The 16,194-nt window shown below is 61.2% G+C and carries 14 protein-coding genes; 10 read left to right on the plus strand and 4 right to left on the minus strand.

The features are described from left to right. Positions 1–65: 65 nt before the first annotated feature. Positions 66–671 carry a nitroreductase gene (locus CRO18_RS02610; protein WP_097080954.1) on the plus strand — a complete coding sequence of 202 codons (606 nt, stop codon included), beginning with the start codon at positions 66–68 and terminating at the stop codon, positions 669–671. After that, positions 668–1,357, plus strand: a complete 690-nt coding sequence (locus CRO18_RS02615; RefSeq protein ID WP_097080955.1) for an EI24 domain-containing protein — start codon at positions 668–670, stop codon at positions 1,355–1,357. Before CRO18_RS02610 ends, CRO18_RS02615 begins: the two co-directional genes overlap by 4 nt. Positions 1,358–1,375: 18 nt before the next feature. Here CRO18_RS02615 and mce read toward each other — a convergent pair whose 3' ends face one another. Then, complete coding sequence (gene mce / locus CRO18_RS02620; RefSeq protein ID WP_076485232.1) at positions 1,376–1,780, minus strand: methylmalonyl-CoA epimerase; 405 nt, start codon at positions 1,778–1,780, stop codon at positions 1,376–1,378. A gap of 141 nt (positions 1,781–1,921) precedes the next feature. Between mce and CRO18_RS02625 the strand changes: the two genes are divergently transcribed. Then, positions 1,922–2,626: a response regulator gene (locus CRO18_RS02625; protein ID WP_076485231.1), complete on the plus strand. Its 705-nt coding sequence runs from the start codon at positions 1,922–1,924 to the stop codon at positions 2,624–2,626. 4 nt (positions 2,627–2,630) lie between these two features. Here CRO18_RS02625 and CRO18_RS02630 read toward each other — a convergent pair whose 3' ends face one another. Continuing rightward, the gene (locus CRO18_RS02630; protein WP_097080956.1) at positions 2,631–3,347 is read right to left on the minus strand and encodes a GNAT family N-acetyltransferase; all 717 of its coding nucleotides are present in this window, start codon (positions 3,345–3,347) and stop codon (positions 2,631–2,633) included. Positions 3,348–3,481: 134 nt separating this feature from the next. Here CRO18_RS02630 and CRO18_RS19150 point away from each other — a divergent pair, with 134 nt between their 5' ends. Beyond that, positions 3,482–3,616 (plus strand): hypothetical protein, encoded by a 135-nt coding sequence (locus CRO18_RS19150; protein ID WP_258223557.1) that lies wholly within the window; start codon positions 3,482–3,484, stop codon positions 3,614–3,616. An 81-nt stretch (positions 3,617–3,697) separates the two neighbouring features. Here the strand turns inward: CRO18_RS19150 and aspS are convergent, their stop codons facing one another. Next, positions 3,698–5,479: an aspartate--tRNA ligase gene (aspS, locus tag CRO18_RS02635; protein WP_076485304.1), complete on the minus strand. Its 1,782-nt coding sequence runs from the start codon at positions 5,477–5,479 to the stop codon at positions 3,698–3,700. 312 nt (positions 5,480–5,791) lie between these two features. Here aspS and carB point away from each other — a divergent pair, with 312 nt between their 5' ends. The 6 genes from carB (at position 5,792) to CRO18_RS02665 (ending at position 13,497) form a co-directional block, all read left to right on the plus strand. Further along, positions 5,792–9,124 (plus strand): carbamoyl-phosphate synthase large subunit, encoded by a 3,333-nt coding sequence (gene carB, locus CRO18_RS02640; RefSeq protein WP_097080957.1) that lies wholly within the window; start codon positions 5,792–5,794, stop codon positions 9,122–9,124. A 198-nt stretch (positions 9,125–9,322) separates the two neighbouring features. Beyond that, positions 9,323–10,021: an outer membrane beta-barrel protein gene (locus CRO18_RS02645; RefSeq protein ID WP_170952536.1), complete on the plus strand. Its 699-nt coding sequence runs from the start codon at positions 9,323–9,325 to the stop codon at positions 10,019–10,021. Positions 10,022–10,248: 227 nt separating this feature from the next. Beyond that, positions 10,249–11,322 (plus strand): FAD-binding oxidoreductase, encoded by a 1,074-nt coding sequence (locus CRO18_RS02650; protein WP_097080959.1) that lies wholly within the window; start codon positions 10,249–10,251, stop codon positions 11,320–11,322. A 46-nt stretch (positions 11,323–11,368) separates the two neighbouring features. Continuing rightward, positions 11,369–11,719 (plus strand): carboxymuconolactone decarboxylase family protein, encoded by a 351-nt coding sequence (locus tag CRO18_RS02655; RefSeq protein WP_097080960.1) that lies wholly within the window; start codon positions 11,369–11,371, stop codon positions 11,717–11,719. 89 nt (positions 11,720–11,808) lie between these two features. After that, the gene (locus CRO18_RS02660) at positions 11,809–12,561 is read left to right on the plus strand and encodes a hypothetical protein (protein WP_097080961.1); all 753 of its coding nucleotides are present in this window, start codon (positions 11,809–11,811) and stop codon (positions 12,559–12,561) included. Between the two features lie 201 nt (positions 12,562–12,762). Next, the gene (locus tag CRO18_RS02665; protein ID WP_097081103.1) at positions 12,763–13,497 is read left to right on the plus strand and encodes a GH25 family lysozyme; all 735 of its coding nucleotides are present in this window, start codon (positions 12,763–12,765) and stop codon (positions 13,495–13,497) included. A 122-nt stretch (positions 13,498–13,619) separates the two neighbouring features. On the opposite strand, the gene CRO18_RS02670 is transcribed toward CRO18_RS02665, so the two are convergent. Further along, positions 13,620–16,121, minus strand: coding sequence for an FAD-dependent oxidoreductase (locus tag CRO18_RS02670; RefSeq protein ID WP_097080962.1), 2,502 nt, complete (start codon positions 16,119–16,121; stop codon positions 13,620–13,622). Positions 16,122–16,194 lie beyond the last annotated feature (73 nt).

Consider the following 16,194-nt stretch of genomic DNA (forward strand, 5'->3'; position numbering starts at 1 on the left):
AAACCGTTCCAACGCTTGCAATTGCGCCCCGCCCCCCCGATATCAAACGCAATAGGAGGACGAAAATGGATTTCCCCCCCGGCACGATCAACCCTGCCAAACGCAATGAAGATGCGCTGAGCTTTTTGGCGACGCGCCGCTCGCGCCCCCCCAAAATGCTGGCCGCCCCCGCGCCCGACCGCGCCGCGATGCGCGAGATTTTATCCATTGCCGCGCGGGTGCCAGATCATGGCAAGCTCGAACCCTGGCGCTTTGTGGTGCTGGAAAAGGCTGCGCTTGATCGTTTGGCGGAAGAGGCGGCTGTTTTTGCGGCGACCCATAACCTGCCAGAAGACAAAGCCGCCAAGGGCGTGAACCAATTCGCACAAAGCCCGCTGTGTGTCGCGCTGATTTCCGTACCGCGCCCCACCGATAAGGTGCCGCAAATCGAACAAACCCTGTCTGTTGGCGCGGCGGGGATGCAGCTTGTGAATGCGGCGCTGGCGGCGGGCTGGGGGGCCTCTTGGCTGACCGGATGGGTTGCGTTGGATGAACACTTCACCGGCCCTACCTTTGGGCTGAAAGCGGGCGAATGGGTCGCCGGGCTCATTCATATCGGCACCGAGGCGCATCAGCCGCCCGAGCGCCCCCGCCCGAATATGGACGCCATCACCACATGGGTAGAGGCATGATTTTTGAGGTTTTTCTGCGCGGCTGGGCTGATCTGGCCCGCCCCCGCGCGCTGAAGGTTCTGCTCAAGGGGATCGGCCTTGCGGTGCTCTTGCTGTTTGGGGTCTGGTTTGGGCTTTTTGAGCTCATTAGCTGGTTCGTCCCCGACACGATCACCCTGCCGTGGATCGGCCCGGTTGGCTGGATCGACCCGGCGCTTTCGATTGCCTCAATCGGGGTAATGCTGATCGCGTCCATCTTCCTGATGGTCCCGGTCGCTTCGGTCTTTACCGGGTTCTTTCTGGATGAGGTGGCCGAGGTGGTGGAAACCGCGCATTATCCCGGCCTGCCAGCGGTGCGCAGTTTGAGCCTTGCGGAAACCTTGGGCGACAGTTTGCGGTTTTTTGGCGTGGTCCTGCTCGCCAACTTCGTGGCGCTGTTTCTTTACTTCTTCGTCGGCCCGCTCGCACCGCTTTTGTTCTTTGCGCTCAACGGCTACCTGCTTGGGCGGGAATATTTCCAAATGGTCGCCGCGCGGCGGATGAGCCGGCCCGAGGTCGCCATGCTTTACGGGCAAAACAAGGTGACGGTCTGGATGGCGGGCGCGCTGATGGCATTGCCGCTGACGGTGCCGCTTTTGAACCTTGCGGTGCCTGTGGTGGGGGCTGCGGCCTTCACCCACCTATTTCATCGGCTGGCGCGGAATTAACCGCGCCAGCGCTATGGCTTAGACCTGCTCCAACTCGATCAGGCAGCCGTTGAAATCTTTCGGGTGCAGGAACAGAACGGGCTTGCCATGCGCGCCGATCTTCGGCTCGCCCGTGCCCAGAACCCGCGCGCCCTCGGCCTTCAGCTTGTCGCGCGCGGCCAGAATATCTTCGACCTCAAAGCACATATGGTGGATGCCGCCCGAGGGGTTTTTATCCAAGAACCCTTGGATCGGGCTGTTCTCGCCCAGCGGATAAAGCAGTTCAATCTTGGTATTGGGCAGTTCAATGAACACCACGGTCACGCCGTGGTCGGGCTCGTCTTGCGGCGGGTTCACCTTTGCCCCAAGCGTATTTTCATATTGCGCCGCCGCTGCCGCGAGGTCGGGCACGGCAATGGCGACATGGTTCAAACGTCCAATCATTTGGGCCTCCCTAAAGCTTCATTCGGCATAGGGGGGGCATTTGCACGATGCAAGCGCGGGATTCACCGTTTGCGTTAACCCTTCGTTAGTCAAAGTTGCCCTTAATGAATGGTGTAGCGATTCCTGCGCCAAGGTGACGCAATGTCTGACGATCTGAGTAAGTTTCTCGCCACCCGTCCCGCTTCGGCGGAACGTCCCCTTCTGGGCCTGACAGTCCTTTTGGTGGAAGATAGCCGCTTTGCCTCTGAGGCCGTGCGGCTGTTATGTCTGCGCTCTGGTGCGCGCATCCGCCGGGCTGATTGCCTGCGCTCTGCGCATCGGCATCTCGCCACATATCGCCCCGGTGTGGTGATTGTGGATATGGGTCTGCCGGATGGGTCCGGTGCCGATCTGATCCACCAAATCAAGCAGGGTGGCCACGGTGCCCCTGCCGTGCTGGGCCTTTCGGGCGATCCCGGCAAAGAGGCGGAGGCTTTGGCCGCCGGGGCCGATGCGTTCATGCCCAAACCGCTTGAATCGTTGGCGATGTTCCAGCAAGCCGTGCTTTCGGTGCTCCCCCCCGAAGAACGCCCGCTGGGGCTGCGCGTGGTCGATGATGAAACCGTCTCCCCCGACCCGCTCGCGCTGCGCGATGACCTCAGCCATGTGGCCGAGGTGCTGGCTGCGGGCCCCGACAGTGCCGCGCTTGACTATGTCGCCCACTTCCTGACCGGGATCGCGCGGTCTTCGCATGATGAAGACCTTGAAGCCGCGGCAGAGGCTTTGGGTGACCAGCGCCGCAGCCGTGACATCACCAAGCTCACCGGCTTGGTGCAGGCGCGCCTGGCGGCTGCGTCGGGCTTTTGAACCCTTAAATCCGCGCCAAAACCGGGTCTGACGCCACGCGCACCAGCCGCGTCAGATCCGAAAGCCGCTCGCGCTGCTGCCCCTGATCATCGAAGTTTGCAGGCGCAAGCCAAGCCTCATAGGCGGCTTGCAGGCTTGGCCAATCCCCATCCGTCGCCGCAAACCACGCCGTATCGCGGTTGCGACCTTTGACGATGGCGGCTTGCCGGAACGTGCCTTCATAGCTCAGTCCCAACCGCTGCGCCGCCCGGCGTGACGGGATGTTGAGCGCGTCGCATTTCCATTCAAAGCGGCGATAGCCCGCACGGAAGGCCCAATCGATCATCAAGATCATCGCCTCGCTTGCCACGGTGGACCGCGACAGGCGCGGCGAAAGGTTGATATGCCCAAGCTCAATCACGCCCATCTCTGGCACGATCCGCAAATAAGACATCACCCCCGAGGCCAACCCGGTTTCACGATCGACCACGGCATAAAAGAACGGGTCATTTAAGGCCGCCATCTCCGCCACCCAGCGGATATAGCCCGCCTCAGACGGAAACGGCCCATAGGGCAGGTAATCCCAGATCGCATCATCCTCGGCATTGGCACGAAACAGCGCATCGGCATGGCGCTCCGAGAGCCGCTCCAACCGGCACCATTGCCCCTCGATCACCTCGGCATCGGGAAAACGTGGTGCCTGCCACCCGACCACTGGCGCCCCGAACTGCTTGCCCGCCATGATTTCCTCCCGTTTTCAAGAAGGTTAGCGCAGCCCGTGCGCCCGCGCAATTGCCGCGCAAAGGCACGATTGCTTCCGTTTTCTCGCCGCATTTCGCCGCAAGGATTGGTCATCCCCCTGCCAGAGGATTGCAGATGAAAGACCACGCCCTTCGCCTGATCAACGACGAACGCCTTATCGAAGCCACGCATTGGACCGTGTTCAGCCTTGGCGCGCTGAGCTTGGCCGTTGCCGTGGGTGGCACCGCTTGGACGGCGTTTTTCGCCTAAGCGCCCCCAAACCTCCCCGATGCAAAGCAAAAGGGCGCCGCATATCGCGACGCCCTTTGTGCTTTTGCTCCGCTTGCCGGATCAGTCTTCTTTCGGCAGCACCCGCAGGCGCAATTCGCGAAGTTGCTCATTGAGCGGTTCCGAAGGCGCGCCCATCATCAGATCTTCGGCGCGTTGGTTCATCGGGAACATGATCACTTCACGGATGTTGGCGGTGTCGGCCAAAAGCATCACGATCCGGTCGATGCCTGCAGCGCAGCCACCGTGGGGGGGCGCGCCAAAGCGGAACGCCTTGACCATACCGCCGAAGCGTTTTTCCACTTCTTCCTTCGGGTAGCCCGCCAGTTCAAAGGCTTTGAACATGATGTCGGGACGGTGGTTCCGAATACCGCCCGAAACCAGTTCATAGCCGTTGCAAGCGAGGTCGTATTGGTAGGCCAGCACTTTGAGCGGGTCGCCCATCAGCGCCTCAAGCCCGCCTTGCGGCATCGAGAACGGGTTGTGCGAGAAGTCGATTTTGCCTTCGTCGTCTTTTTCATACATCGGGAAATCGACGATCCACGCAAAGCGGAAGCTGTCGGTTTCCGTCAGGCCCAATTCGCGGCCGATCTCGTTGCGGGCGCGGCCCGCCACGCCTTCGAATTGCTCGGCTTTGCCGCCCAAGAAGAAGACAGCATCGCCTTCGTTCAGATCAAGCTGGGCGCGAATGGCTTCGGTGCGTTCCGGGCCAAGCGCTTTGGCGATCGGGCCTGCGGCTTCCATCGCGCCCGCATCGCCCTTGCGCCAGAAGATATACCCCATCCCCGGCAGGCCGTTTTGTTGCGCAAAGGCGTTCATCCGGTCGCAGAATTTGCGCGAACCGCCCGTGGGGGCAGGAATGGCGCGCACTTCCGTGCCTTCGTTTTCCAAAAGCTTCGCGAAGATGCCAAAGCCCGAGCCCCGGAAGTGCTCGCTCACATCGGCCATTTTGATCGGGTTGCGCAGGTCGGGTTTGTCCGAGCCATACCACATCAACGCGTCTTTATAGGCGATGCGCGGCCAATCGGCATCGACCCGCTTGCCGCCGCCAAATTCTTCAAAGAGCCCCTGAATCACCGGCTGCACGGCCGCAAAGACTTCTTCTTGTTCGACAAAGCTCATTTCGATGTCGAGCTGGTAGAAGTCGGTCGGGCTGCGGTCGGCGCGCGGGTCTTCATCTCGGAAGCAGGGCGCGATCTGGAAGTAGCGGTCAAAGCCCGCCACCATGATCAGCTGTTTGAACTGCTGCGGCGCTTGCGGCAGCGCGTAGAATTTGCCCGGATGCAGACGCGAGGGCACCAAGAAGTCGCGCGCACCCTCAGGGCTCGAGGCCGTGATGATCGGCGTTTGGAACTCGGTGAAGCCCGTGTCCCACATGCGGTTGCGCAAAGAGCGCACCACGTTCGAGCGCAGCATCATATTGTTGTGCAGGCTTTCGCGGCGCAGGTCGAGGAAACGATAGGTCAGCCGCGTTTCTTCGGGGTATTCGGGTTCACCGAACACTTGCACCGGCAGATCGCCCTCAACCGCGCCCAGCACTTCCACGTCGCGGACGTAGACTTCAATCTCGCCCGTCGGGATTTTGGCGTTGATCAGGCTTTCGTCGCGCAGCTTCACGCTGCCGTCGATGCGGATCACCCATTCCGCGCGGACCTTTTCCAGCGCGGCAAAGGCGGGGCTGTCCCCATCGCACAGCACCTGCGTGATGCCGTAATGGTCGCGCAAGTCGATGAAGAGCACGCCACCGTGGTCGCGCACCCGGTGCACCCAACCCGACAGGCGGACATCTTTGCCGGCATCGGCGGCGCTCAGATCTGCGCAGGTATGGCTGCGGTAGGCGTGCATCATTCTCCCCTTTCGGCGGGCTGGCATCAGTCGCGCTGATCAAGCGCTTTGGCCCCGGAAAGTCAAGCGCCCGACGCAAAAGGAGGTGTTTCACACCCCGACAACGGCGCCCTCTATGGAAATAAGCGCCTCGACGGCATGAATAGCCAATAGCGTTAAGGTGAGAGTGCAAGGGCAGCCATAGAAAATAACTCGTCCAAAGCCTGCGCAATCACGCTTGCGCCGCGCCCGAAGGTGACTATAACCCCCATCAATTTGCGCACTGCCCGTCCGGCCGGTGCGTTTTGTCGCGCCAGATAGCAAGAGGTCCCCATGCCGAAGAGAACCGACATCAAGTCCATCCTCATCATCGGCGCAGGGCCCATCATCATCGGCCAAGCCTGCGAGTTTGACTATTCGGGCGCGCAAGCCTGTAAAGCGCTCCGCGAAGAGGGCTACCGGGTCATCTTGGTGAACTCCAACCCGGCCACGATCATGACCGACCCGGAAATGGCCGATGCGACCTATATCGAGCCGATCACCCCCGAAGTGGTGGCCAAGATCATCGAGGCCGAGCGCCCCGATGCGCTTTTGCCGACGATGGGCGGGCAAACGGGTCTGAACACCTCGCTCGCGCTTGCTGACATGGGCGTTCTGGAAAAATTCGGCGTTGAGCTGATTGGCGCGAATCGCGAAGCGATCGAGATGGCCGAAGACCGGAAGCTGTTCCGCGAGGCGATGGACCGGATCGGGCTGGAAAACCCGAAAGCCACGATCATTTCCGCGCCCAAGCTCGAAAACGGCAAATACGACATCAACGCGGGCGTGCAGCAAGCACTGGTGGAACTGGAGCATATCGGCCTGCCCGCGATCATCCGCCCCGCCTTTACGCTGGGCGGCACCGGCGGCGGTGTGGCCTACAACCGCGATGATTATGAAGCGATTTGCCGCTCGGGCCTTGATGCTTCGCCGGTCGCGCAGATCTTGGTCGATGAAAGCCTCCTGGGCTGGAAAGAATACGAGATGGAGGTTGTTCGCGACAAAGCGGATAACGCGATCATCGTTTGTTCGATTGAAAACGTTGACCCGATGGGCGTGCACACCGGCGACAGCATTACCGTCGCCCCGGCGCTGACGCTGACCGACAAAGAATACCAAATCATGCGCAACGGCTCGATCGCCGTTTTGCGCGAGATCGGCGTGGAAACCGGCGGTTCGAACGTGCAATGGGCAATCAACCCCGCCGATGGCCGGATGGTCGTGATCGAAATGAACCCGCGCGTGTCGCGTTCTTCGGCGCTCGCCTCGAAAGCCACCGGCTTCCCGATTGCGAAAATCGCCGCGAAGCTCGCCGTGGGCTACACGCTCGACGAACTTGATAACGACATCACCAAAGTGACGCCCGCCAGCTTCGAGCCGACCATCGACTATGTCGTGACGAAGATCCCGCGCTTTGCCTTTGAGAAATTCCCCGGCTCCAAGCCCGAACTCACCACCGCGATGAAATCGGTCGGCGAGGCGATGGCGATTGGCCGGACCTTCCACGAATCGGTGCAAAAGGCGCTCGCCTCGATGGAAACGGGCCTCTCGGGCTTTGACGAAATCGCCATTGAAGGCGCGCCCGACAAAGCTGCCGTGATCAAGGCGATCTCGCAACAAACGCCAGATCGGCTGCGGCTGATCGCGCAAGCGATGCGCCACGGGCTGACGGACGATGAGATTGTCACCGCCACCGCGTTTGACCCGTGGTTCCTTGCCCGTATCCGCGAGATCATCGAAGCCGAGGCCGCGATCCGCAAACACGGTCTGCCGCTCGATGAAACCGGGCTACGCAAGCTTAAGATGATGGGCTTCACCGATGCGCGCCTGGCCAAGCTGACGGGCCGGGATGAGGCGCAAGTGCGCCGCGCGCGGCGCAACCTTGGCGTGACGGCGGTGTTCAAACGCATCGACACCTGCGCCGCCGAGTTTGAGGCACAAACGCCCTATATGTATTCCACCTATGAAGCCCCGGCGATGGGCGATGTGGAATGCGAAGCCCGCCCGTCTGACCGTAAGAAGGTGGTGATCTTGGGCGGGGGTCCGAACCGGATCGGCCAAGGGATCGAGTTTGACTATTGCTGCTGCCATGCCTGTTTCGCCCTGACCAAGACCGGGTTTGAAACGATCATGATCAACTGCAACCCCGAGACGGTGTCGACCGACTATGACACCTCGGACCGGCTCTATTTCGAACCGCTGACGCTAGAGCATGTGCTCGAAATTCTGCGCGTCGAACAAGACAACGGCACGCTGCATGGGGTGATTGTGCAGTTCGGCGGCCAGACGCCCTTGAAACTCGCCAATGCGCTAGAAGCCGAAGGCATTCCGATTTTGGGCACCACGCCGGACGCGATCGACCTGGCCGAAGACCGCGAGCGGTTCCAAAAACTGCTCAACGACTTGGAGCTGAAACAGCCGGTCAATGGTATCGCCAGCTCGGACGCTGAGGCCTTTGAGATTGCGGGCCGCGTGGGCTACCCGCTGGTGATCCGCCCGTCTTACGTGCTCGGTGGCCGCGCGATGGAAATTGTGCGCGACCTTGAGGGGCTCAAGCGCTATATCTCCACCGCCGTGAACGTCTCGGGCGATAGCCCCGTGCTTTTGGACAGCTACCTGTCGGGCGCGATTGAAGTGGATGTGGATGCACTGAGCGACGGGAAAACCGTCCATGTCGCGGGCATCATGCAGCATATCGAGGAAGCCGGTGTGCACTCGGGCGACTCTGCCTGTTCGCTGCCCCCCTATTCGCTCTCGCCCGAAACCGTGGCGGAACTGAAGGTGCAGACCGAGAAGATGGCGCTGGCACTTGGCGTGGTCGGCCTGATGAACGTGCAATTCGCGATCAAAGATGGCGTGATTTACGTGCTTGAGGTGAACCCGCGTGCCTCGCGCACGGTGCCGTTTGTTGCCAAGGCCACCGATTCGGCGATTGCCTCGATTGCCGCGCGTCTGATGGCGGGCGAACCGATGGCGAACTTCCCCGAGCGCGCCCCCTACCCCGAAGGGGTCGGCCCGGAAACGCCGCTGCCCTTTGCCGACCCGCTGACGCTGGCGGATCCGAACACACCGTGGTTCTCGGTCAAAGAAGCGGTGCTGCCGTTTGCGCGCTTCCCCGGCGTTGATACGCTTTTGGGGCCGGAAATGCGCTCCACCGGTGAGGTGATGGGCTGGGATCGCAACTTCCCGCGTGCCTTCCTGAAAGCGCAGCTTGGCGCGGGCACGCATCTGCCCGAATCCGGTCGCGTCTTTATCTCGATTAAAGATGCTGACAAATCGGACGAACTGGCCGATGCGGCGCGCGATCTGATCGCCATGGGCTTTGGCCTTGTGACCACTCGTGGCACCGGCGCGTGGCTCAAAGAACGCGGTATCGAATCCGAAATCGTCAACAAGGTCTATGAAGGCCGCCCGAACATTGTCGACTGCCTCAAAAACGGCGATATCGGGCTGGTGCTGAACACGACCGAGGGAAATCAAGCCATCGCCGACAGCCGCGAAATCCGCGCCGTCGCGCTTTATGACAAGATCCCCTATTTCACCACGGCCGCCGCCTCTGTCGCCGCTGTCGCGGCGATGAAAAGCCGTGCCGAAGGGGAAATTGGCGTGCGCTCGCTGCAAGACTGAGCGGACATACACCCGAGCTAAATCGCAAGGCGCTGCCCCGGCAGCGCCTTGTTTTATTTCTGAGCAAAAACATAACATCTTGGGGATGCGACAAGATTTCACCCCGTATTCTGTATGATCTTGTTGCGAAGCACAAAATGCCGACCTATCCAAAAGGACAATAAAAGAAATCACAAACACTACCTTTTGGAGGCAGCAATGAAAGCAGTATTGCCCGTGGCGCTTGTCGCCGCGCTTTGTGCACATGGCGCATTCGCCGGAGACGTCACCGGCGCCTATGTCGGGCTTGATTACAGCCGTTTCAATGACGACAGCGCCGGGACGTTTAGCAAAACCTCGCTCAAAGGAAGCTTGGAATACGGCTTCACGCGCGATTTCTCGGTGCAAGGCGATCTCGCCATGATGGATTTCGGCCTGTCCAACGCCGATGCCAGCACCCTGCAATTGCACGGCATCTATCATGCCAGCGAGAATGCCTCGGTCGGTGCGTTTGTTGGGCGTGATGACGTTGAGGGAAATGGCTTCAACTACGTCGGTCTCGAAGGTGGCTTTGAGCAAGGCAAACTGGAAGGCGAAGCCTATGTTGGCACCGCCGACAGCGATGGCATCAATGGGAGCCTGTTGGGGCTGGGGGTGATGTATAACACCTCAGACAGTTTCGCGTTTGGGGCCTCGCATGACCGTCTCGACGTTGAGGGCTTTGACGCCTCGCGCACCCAGCTTGAGGCCGAATATCATATGGACAAGGTCACGCTGTCTGCACAAATCGGGACCATTGATATCGAGGACGCCGGCTCTGAGGGCTACTTCGGCTTGGGCGCACGCGTGAATTTCGGAGCAAAGCGCGGCACAACTTTCGAGCGCCGTGGTCTGCTTGAAGTGATCCCCGGCCTCTAAGGGCACCGCACAGAAAACCGAACCGCGACGGCAAACCGTCGCGGTTTTTTCGTTTTCAGATGAACGGAATGATCGGCACGCTGTCGCCGCAAGCGCTCACAAGAAGAATCAGGCCAAGGGCCAAGGCAAGTTTCATAGCAGCCTCCTTCGATGGCTTGAGCTTACGCTCCTGCAAGCGCCGCGCAATCGCTCTTTTCTTCGCCGCAGCGCAGGTCTAGCGTGCGCCCATGCAAAACGATTTCCTTATCCTTGGGGGCGGTATCGCGGGTCTTTCCGCAGCGGCCCGGCTTGCGCCCTTGGGCAGCCTGACGCTGCTTGAGACGGAAGACCATCTGGCCCATCACGCCTCTTCGCGCTCTGCGGCGCTTTACGAACCGCGCTATGGCAACCCGGCGGTGGTGGCGCTTTCGCTTGCTTCGGGCGATTTCTATCACGGCTCGGGTCTTCTCAGCGACCGGGGTTTCATGATTGTCGACGGGCTGGAGCATGAGGCGCGGTTCAACAAACAGGCAGCGGCGTTTGAGGTCGCAAAGCTCAGCTTCACCGAGGCGCAAGCGTTGTTTCCGATCTTGAACCCCAAAACGGTGACCTTCGCGGGCTATGCCGAACATGCGTGGGACATTGATACCGATGCGCTGGTGCAGGCCTACGCCCGCGAAGCGCGCGCCGCAGGTGCTAGCATCCGCACCAAAGCCAAAGCGACCCGCATCACGCGCCTTGAAGGCGGCTGGGAGGTTGAGGCTGGGGGCGAGACATTCACCGCTAAACTGCTGATCAATGCCGCCGGTGCTTGGGTAGATGAAGTCGCGCAGATGGCAGGCGTAACGCCCTTGGGCTTTAAGGCGCTGCGCCGTTCCATGGCGCGCATCCCGGCCCCCGGCGGCCATGATGTCAGCCGCTGGCCGATGGTGATTGGCGGCGCGGAAGATTGGTATTGCAAGCCCGACGCAGGCGCTCTGATCGTCTCCCCCGCCGAGGAAGACCCGGTTGAACCGCATGACGCATGGGCCGATGATATGGTGCTGGCCGAGGGCTTGGCGCGCTACGAAGAAGCCGTGACCGAACCTGTCACCCGGCTTTTGGCCAATTGGGCGGGCTTGCGCACCTTCGCGCCCGACCGTGCCCCGGTGATTGGCTTTGACGCCAAAGATCCCAGCTTCTTCTGGCTCGCGGGACAAGGCGGCTATGGGTTCCAAAGCGCGCCCGCGGCGGCGGAACTGGTGACGGATCTCATTGGGGGGCGCGTGCCATCAGTCGAAGCCGCGATCCTCTCTGCGCTTGATCCCAAGCGTTTTGGTTGACATTCCAATCTATGAATACTCATGTAGCGCCAAAAGGAGACCTCCCATGAGCTACAAACAAAAGATGGAAGACCAACGCGCCGAATTGCGCGTGATGAGCAAAGCGATCCCCGATGCGATGCGCGGCTTTGGTGCGATGGAAAAGGCGATCACCGAAAACGGCACGCTGGATAAACGCCAAAAAGAATGGCTCGCCGTGGCGATGGGGATTGTGATCCGCTGCGAGCCTTGCGTAAATTTCCACGTTTCCGCGCTGATGCGCGCGGGCGGCACCCGCGAAGAGCTTTCCGATATCTGCGCCGTGGCGATCCAAATGGGCGGTGGCCCCGCCATGATGTATGCCGCCCATGCGCTGGCTTGCTGGGATGAATTGGCCGCCGACAGCACCCAAGGCTAATTTCACATCGCCGTGATTTAGGCAGGCCCGCGACGGAAGTTGCGGGCCTGCGCGTTTTTCAGGCAATCTTGGAACGAAAGGATCGTCCGATGAAACGCCTGATCACCTTCACCGCCGCCCTTGCCCTTGTTGCTGGCTCGGTACCCGCGCTCGCCCAAGACGCCCCCGAACCGGTCGTGCCGGGACAAGAATTCATGCTGATGTGGGATCTTGATAGCGATGGTCAGGTCACGCTGGACGAAGCCCGCGAACATCGCTCCGACATTTTCACCATGTTCGATGAAGATGAAAACGGCAGCTTCTCGCCCGAGGAACTTAAGGGCATTGATGAGTTTAAACTTGCCCAACTCGATGCGGGCATGGGCCCCGGCCATCAGATGCCCGAAGGGATGCAACCGGGCCAAGGGATGCGCGCGCAAGGTATGGCCCCTCCGCAAGGCCAACAGATGCAACCGCGCCGTGGCATGGGGCAAGGCATGCAACCCGGTATGCAACCGCAGGGGCGCGGCATGGGCCCCGGTCAGGGCCAAGGGCGTGGTCAAGGCATGATGGCGCAACAGCAAGGCCGTGGCCCGCAAGGCATGGGGCCGCAAGGGCGTGGCATGCAAGGTCAGGGCCCGCAGGGCCAACCCATGCGTGGCCAAGGCATGGGGCCGGGCTCCGCGATGCAAGGCTCGGGCTTCTTTGCCGCCGCCGAAGATGAGATGATGCGCTTTGATCGCAACCGCGATGCCAAAGTGACCAAGCTCGAATTTGTCGATGGCACCAAGGATTGGTTTGCCATGCGCGACATGAACGGCGATGGCGTGATTACACCCGATGATTTCGGCCCCCGCCGCTGACCACGGTCCTGCGATCACGTCCTCTTGAGCCTTTCCATAGCGCCCGGCTGCCGCGTGACAGCTGGGCGCTTTTGCGTCACCCTTCCCAAAACGCGCCAAGGGAGGGCTGCAATGCGGTTTGGTTGGGTCTCTACGACAGGGTTGGTTTGTCTGGCATTGTGGGGCTGCGGCCCGGGCTCTGGCCCAGTCCGCACTGAGCTGATGGCCCCCGCGCCTCTGGTGGCGGCCGATTACCGCGCGCCCGGTCTACCCCCACGCTTTGGCGACACAGACCCACATCCTTGGGAAGGTCGAACCCCTGCCAGCTATCCGGTGCATGGCATTGATGCCGCCCGCTACCAAGGCAAGATTGATTGGCGCACAGCCCATGCCAATGGCGTAGAATTTGCATGGCTCAAAGCGACCGAGGGCGGCGATCATATCGACCCCGGCTTTAGCGCCAATGCCGGAGGCGCGCGGGCTGCCGGCGTCGCCGTCGGGGCCTATCATTTCTACTATTTCTGCCGCCCGGCAATTGAGCAGGCCGATTGGTTCATCCGCAATGTGCCCAAGCACAAGGGCGACCTGCCGCCAGTGCTGGATATCGAATGGAACCACACCTCCCCGACCTGTCAGCTGCGCCCGCCAGCCGCCACCGTGCGCGCGGAAATGCGCGTTTTCCTCAACGCGCTTGAGGCGCATTACGGCACCCAGCCGGTCGTTTATACCGACCCCAAATTCTACGCCGATAATGACCTTGGCCAGATGGCGGGCGTAGAGTTTTGGCTGCGCACCGTCACGGCGCATCCATCGGAGAAATATCCCAATGAACGCTGGAGCTTTTGGCAATATTCCGGCACCGGGGTGGTGCCCGGCATTGGCGGCACAGTGGATCTGAACGCCTTTGGCGGCTCGCGCGAGGGCTGGGCCAACTGGCTTGCCGGGCGCGCGCAATAAGCCACGCTGGGGGCGCGGCCCCCAGACCCCCGGGATATTGACGGCAAGATGAAAAGGCCTCGGCCAAAAGCAAACGGGGCAGAGGTTGCCCCCCGCCCCGCAGTTTGTTCATGTGAAAGCGCTTAGCCGTCGATGCGGATGCGCGCGTTGGTCGGGTCATGCGGGCTGTCTTCGGCCACAACCGCGTCCCATTCTTGCAGCAGCATCTTCACTTTGAGCTTGGTGCCGACCTCGGCCAGATCGGGGCGGACATAGCCCATGCCGATCTGTTTGCCGAAAGCGACAGACCAGCCGCCCGAGGTCAGACGGCCAACCTTTTCGCCATCCGACAAGATCGCTTCTTTGCCCCACGGGTCGCAATCTTCCGGCCCGTCGATCAGCAACGTCACGCATTTCGCGCGGATGCCGGTGTCGATCATCGCTTGCTTGCCACGGAACTCTTTGCCCAGATCAATGAAGCGGTCGAGCCCGGCTTCCATCGGCGTCGCGTCGCGCCCCAATTCGTTGCCGAAGGCGCGGTAGGATTTTTCCTGACGCAGCCAGTTTTGCGCGCGCGCGCCGACCGGTTTCAGCCCGTGCTTCTCGCCCACAGACCAGATCAGATCCCACAGGTAGCGGCCAAACTCGACCGGGAAGTGAAGCTCCCAGCCCAATTCGCCGGTATATGCCACGCGCACCGCACGCACCGGGCACATGCCCAGTTCGATGTCGCGATAGCTCAGCCATGGGAAGCGTTTGTTGCTCAGCACCGTTTCGGGCGCCGCATCTTTGACGATTTCATTGAGCAGCGCACGCGCGGTCGGGCCCGCGAGCGCATAGACGCCCCATTGCGTGGTGACATCATGAATGTCGATATAACCACCGCCATTGGCGATGAAATCCTCGGCCGATTGCTTGAGGAAGTCGGCGTCATAGGCCGTCCAAGCGCCTGCCGAGATCAGGTAGTATTCATCCTCGGCCAAACGCACGATCGTGTATTCCGTGCGGGTGGTGCCCGCATCGGTTAGCGCGTAGGTCAGGTTGATCCGGCCCACTTTCGGCAGTTTGTTGCAGGTGAAGTGGTCAAGGAAGGCGGTCGCGCCGGGGCCACGCACAAGGTGCTTGGTGAAGGCGGAGGCATCAATGATCCCGCAGGTTTCGCGCACGGCTTCAGCCTCAGCCTTGGCATATTGCCACCAGCCGCCACGGCGGAAGCTGCGCGAATTGTGGTCAAAGTCCGCCGGCGCATCGACCGGGCCATAATAGTTCGGGCGTTCCCAGCCGTTCACCTGCCCCATTTGCGCGCCAAGCGCGAGCTGGCGGTCATAGGCGGGGGCGGTGCGCAGCGGACGGCAGGCTTCGCGCTCTTCGTCCGGGTGGTGCAAAATGAAGACGTGCTCGTAGCATTCTTCGTTCTTGCGTGCCGCATATTCGGTGGTCATCCACGAGCCGTAACGCTTGGGATCAAGGCTCGCCATGTCGATCTCGGCTTCGCCCTCGACCATCATCTGGGCGAGATAGTAGCCCGTGCCGCCCGCCGCGGTGATGCCGAACGAGAACCCTTCGGCCAGCCACATGTTGCGCAGGCCCGGCGCCGGACCAACCAGCGGGTTGCCATCGGGGGTGTAGCAGATCGGGCCGTTGAAATCGTCTTTCAGACCCACGGTTTCCGAGGTCGGCAGGCGGTGGATCATCGACATATATTCTTCTTCGATCCGCTCCAGATCGAGCGGGAAGAGGTCGGCGCGGAAGGTTTCCGGCACATCGTAAAGGAACCGCGCCGGGGCGCCACGCTCATAGGGGCCCAAGATCCAGCCGCCACGCTCTTCGCGGACATACCATTTCGAATCCGAATCGCGCAGCACCGGGTGCTCCGGGTTGCCCTCGGCGCGCCATTTGACCAGCATCGGATCGGGCTCGGTGACGATGAATTGGTGCTCGACCGGGATCGCCGGGATTTTGATGCCCAAAAGCCGCGCGGTGCGCTGCGCGTGGTTGCCCGTCGCAGTGACCACATGTTCGGCATGCACGTCGATCATCTCGCCGGAACCAACGAGGTTGCCGCCCTTTTCGACCATCTTTTCAAGCGTGACGATCCATTCCGAGCCGGTCCACTTATAGGCGTTCACTTGCAGCTTGCGGACAATGTCCACGCCGCGCTGACGCGCACCCTTGGCCATCGCTTGGGTCACGTCGGCGGGGTTGATGTAGCCGTCTTGCGGATGGAACAGCGCGCCGCGCAGATCTTCGGTGTTCAGAAGCGGCCAGCGCTCTTTCATTTGCGCGGGCGTCAGAAACTCATGGTAGACGCCAGCCGTTTCCGCGACCGACGAATAGAGCATGTATTCGTCCATCCGCTCTTGCGTCTGCGCCATACGCAGGTTGCCGCAGATCGAAAAGCCAGCATTGAGCCCGGTTTCGGCTTCCAGCGTTTTGTAGAAATCCACCGAGTATTTGTGGATGTGGGTCGTGGCATAGCTCATGTTGAAGAGCGGCAGCAGACCCGCGGCGTGCCACGTCGAGCCCGAGGTCAGCTCATCGCGTTCCACCAGCATCGTCTCCCAGCCCGCTTTCGCGAGGTGATAGGCGACCGAGCAGCCAACGGCACCGCCGCCGACGACCAGAGCTTTGACATGGGTTTTCATCGGACTCTCCTGAAGGGGGTTTTCCCCGTTGTGGCAGTTTGACCGGGCTTCGGACAAGCGTGCCCGACATTTG

Origin of the sequence: Rhodobacter sp. JA431, assembly GCF_900217725.1 — a bacterium.
GTDB classification, from domain to species: Bacteria; Pseudomonadota; Alphaproteobacteria; order Rhodobacterales; family Rhodobacteraceae; genus Rhodobacter; species Rhodobacter aestuarii.

Bases quoted from the DNA above. Each gene is read 5' to 3' on its own strand.
- CRO18_RS02625 (WP_076485231.1), top strand. From the start codon at position 1,922: ATGTCTGACGATCTGAGTAAGTTTCTCGCCACCCGTCCCGCTTCGGCG.
- mce (WP_076485232.1), bottom strand. From the start codon at position 1,780: ATGATTGGACGTTTGAACCATGTCGCCATTGCCGTGCCCGACCTCGCG.
- CRO18_RS19150 (WP_258223557.1), top strand. From the start codon at position 3,482: ATGAAAGACCACGCCCTTCGCCTGATCAACGACGAACGCCTTATCGAA.
- aspS (WP_076485304.1), bottom strand. From the start codon at position 5,479: ATGCACGCCTACCGCAGCCATACCTGCGCAGATCTGAGCGCCGCCGAT.
- CRO18_RS02660 (WP_097080961.1), top strand. From the start codon at position 11,809: ATGAAACGCCTGATCACCTTCACCGCCGCCCTTGCCCTTGTTGCTGGC.
- CRO18_RS02655 (WP_097080960.1), top strand. From the start codon at position 11,369: ATGAGCTACAAACAAAAGATGGAAGACCAACGCGCCGAATTGCGCGTG.
- CRO18_RS02630 (WP_097080956.1), bottom strand. From the start codon at position 3,347: ATGGCGGGCAAGCAGTTCGGGGCGCCAGTGGTCGGGTGGCAGGCACCA.
- CRO18_RS02610 (WP_097080954.1), top strand. From the start codon at position 66: ATGGATTTCCCCCCCGGCACGATCAACCCTGCCAAACGCAATGAAGAT.
- CRO18_RS02615 (WP_097080955.1), top strand. From the start codon at position 668: ATGATTTTTGAGGTTTTTCTGCGCGGCTGGGCTGATCTGGCCCGCCCC.
- CRO18_RS02645 (WP_170952536.1), top strand. From the start codon at position 9,323: ATGAAAGCAGTATTGCCCGTGGCGCTTGTCGCCGCGCTTTGTGCACAT.
- CRO18_RS02665 (WP_097081103.1), top strand. From the start codon at position 12,763: ATGGCCCCCGCGCCTCTGGTGGCGGCCGATTACCGCGCGCCCGGTCTA.
- CRO18_RS02670 (WP_097080962.1), bottom strand. From the start codon at position 16,121: ATGAAAACCCATGTCAAAGCTCTGGTCGTCGGCGGCGGTGCCGTTGGC.
- CRO18_RS02650 (WP_097080959.1), top strand. From the start codon at position 10,249: ATGCAAAACGATTTCCTTATCCTTGGGGGCGGTATCGCGGGTCTTTCC.
- carB (WP_097080957.1), top strand. From the start codon at position 5,792: ATGCCGAAGAGAACCGACATCAAGTCCATCCTCATCATCGGCGCAGGG.